Raw genomic sequence first — 2,831 nt, 5'->3', positions numbered from 1 at the left:
CTCAGCAATCATATTTTTAAATTATATAACTCCCAACTGAGCTTTTGCTCCAACGATAAGGCTTTCATTTTGAGTTTCTAAGGCAAATAAACCATACATCAAAGGAGAGGCCGCTGCTCTTTCTAAAGTCTGTTCATATAGTTTATTCCAAACTTTACCCCCTAGTTTTTCATACTCGATGATTAGAGTTTTGAGGCTTTCTTCTCCAAACAAAGTTACATGCCCAGCAAAATCAATCGCTGGGTCATCTATATGGGCTGTTGACCAATCAATAACGCCTGAAACAGCTCCATCCTTTGAAGCTAGTACATGCCCAGCATATAAATCGCCATGTATAAATTGGGTGAAATCTGCCCATAGAACATCATTATCCAACCATTTTCTGTAGCGGGTTTCCAATTGCTCACTTATACCAATTTCAGATTTTACTAACTGCAAATTGTTTGCTATTTCAGGTCTTAAATCTGAAGGTTTCATAATTTTCAAATCATTTTCCCGAACTTCTTTTTCAGGAATACTATGGATTTCAAATAAGGTTTTTGCCAAAGATGTTATGTATTTCGGGCTATCTTTGTCCATATTCCAAATTATTTCATAGGTTTCAGCATCCAAATTTAAAACAGGATTATCTTTAAGTATGGGATAAGCCACTAATTCTGTAGATGAAATTCTCCAATCAGGAACCTCTACAGAAAGATGTTTTTTTACCAATTCTAAAATGCGTTTTTCTTTCTTGATTTGTTCCCTCATGCCATCACGACGAGGAATACGCAGCAACCATTGTTGCCCCTTTGTATCAAGAGCAAAAACGACCTTAAAATCAATGCCCATTTCATTGAAATTCATTTTGTCCGTAAGCAACAAGCCGTGTGCTTCAGCAAGTGATTGAATATCTTGAATTGTCATTTTTAATTTCCTTTAAAGAGTTCAATAATTAATGTTCGGATTAGATTGGCTATCATTAACAATCTCTCTCAAAAGTCTTGATGATTTTGTGGTCTTTGATCTCGTAGATAATGTCAGCAATATTATCGACCAATTGCTTGTCATGAGATACGAAGATAATAGTTCCTGCATAGGACTTCATCATTGTTTCTAATGCGGCAATACTTTTTAGGTCAAGATAGTTTCCTGGTTCATCCATAAGCAAAATATTATATTTTCCTAAAAGCATTTTGGATAAAAGCAGTTTGATGATTTCACCTCCCGATAAGTCGGATAAGTTTTTTTGAATATCATTCGCTCCGATCCCCATTGAAGCCAATACTGCACGAATTTCCGCAACTGTGTACTCGCACTCTTCCTGCATAAAGGAGAGCACAGATTTATGCGTGTTAAATTTATATCCTGTTTGTGTAAAGTAGCCAATTTCAGCTTTTGGAGATATGGTTAATCCATCAGCACGTTCTGATATCATTTTTAACAAGGACGTTTTCCCTGTTCCATTCGATCCAGTTATAGCGACTTTAGCGCCAAGCGGTATTATAAAGTTAGCGTCATCAAAGATAGTACGGCTACCAAATTTTAAGCTCAGACCATCTGCCGTAATCGGGAACTTATTGTGCAGTTCTAGGGCTGAACTTTGACGAAAACGAATAGAACGCAAATGCTCTGGTGCTTGAATATCTTCTAATGCAGCCAAACGCTTTTCCATACTCTTAGCTGCCTGATACAGTTTTCTTTGCTTGGTGCCAGTCATTTTTGCATGCCCAAGTCGTCCAGCACTTTCGGTAGAGTTTTTGGATTTTTCTCCTTTTTTCTTATTGTCTAATCGATTAGCTTGCTGGCGTTTTTCTTGCACAGCAGATTCTAATCGCTCCCGTTCCTTCATCATCAGCTCATATTCTACGGCTTGGTGTTGTCGCTCTTCTTCTTTTTGACGCAAGTAATCCGAGTAACCACCCCAATATTCCGTAATTTTACCGTCTTTTAACTCCCATATCTTGTCTACAACCATATCAAGAAAATATCGGTCATGACTGATAACAAGTAATGCTCCATCAAATGCTTTAAGTTGACCAATAAGTAGATCTATTCCATTGAGATCAAGGTGGCTGGTTGGTTCATCCGCTAGAATGCCATGTACTTGTTGGGAAAATGCGGCAGCAATTTTTGCACGAGTTTCCTCTCCGCCACTCATTGTGTCGTTTTGTACATTGGAAACACCAAGGCGAGATAACATTGCCCGGTCTTCGACCGTTTCTATTTCGATTCCGCCCAGTTGGCTGATATGTGCAAAATCACCAAAACGCTGTAATGTCGCTTCGGCTAAAACAATTTCGCCATTAAGTACTTTGAGTAAACTACTCTTTCCTGCTCCGTTATCACCCACAAGACCAATACGGTCATAAGAGTGAATTTCCAATTCATCAATATCCAAAACATCACGCCCAGCATAATCCAAGCGTATGTTTCTCGCTTTAATAATTAAACTCATTTTTATTTACTCCTGTTTAGCTCTTGAAATTTTTTATGCAGCAAACAGGATTTAGGTGAAAACAAAAGCTAGCATCACAGTGTCCTCCCAAAAAAAAAGCTATTCATCCACAGGGTGGACAAATAGCTAGTCAATTAAGTTATAACTGGAAACTATGCACTAAAAGCATACTTATAAATTAAGCATACTTTTACTTTATATATCCGCATATATTCTTAAAGACACAACAAAAGCCCACCATTATAAAATAGTGTCACTATGCAAATAGTTGTGTCTTAACGAATGCGGATAGAATGCATAAACTTACCTAAAAAATAAAATTCAGTTTTATGATAACTTTACTGTTAAAAGAAGTCTAGACAACCTTGTTTTATGCTTGGATATAAGGCTTATT

At 37.2% G+C, this 2,831-nt stretch carries 2 protein-coding genes; both read right to left on the bottom strand.

Features of this window, described 5'->3' with window-relative positions:
• Positions 1–21: 21 nt before the first annotated feature.
• Positions 22–906, bottom strand: coding sequence for an Mph(E) family macrolide 2'-phosphotransferase (locus G6Q48_RS21810; RefSeq protein WP_000155092.1), 885 nt, complete (start codon positions 904–906; stop codon positions 22–24).
• Positions 907–961: 55 nt separating this feature from the next.
• Positions 962–2,437: an ABC-F type ribosomal protection protein Msr(E) gene (gene msr(E), locus G6Q48_RS21805; protein ID WP_000052512.1), complete on the bottom strand. Its 1,476-nt coding sequence runs from the start codon at positions 2,435–2,437 to the stop codon at positions 962–964.
• Positions 2,438–2,831 lie beyond the last annotated feature (394 nt).

Origin of the sequence: Providencia sp. M-27 (assembly GCF_011077905.1) — a bacterium.
In the GTDB taxonomy this organism is placed as follows: Bacteria; Pseudomonadota; Gammaproteobacteria; order Enterobacterales; family Enterobacteriaceae; genus Providencia; species Providencia huaxiensis.
Note: the sequence above shows the minus strand (reverse complement) of the source record. Positions and strands in the feature narration are given on the sequence as shown.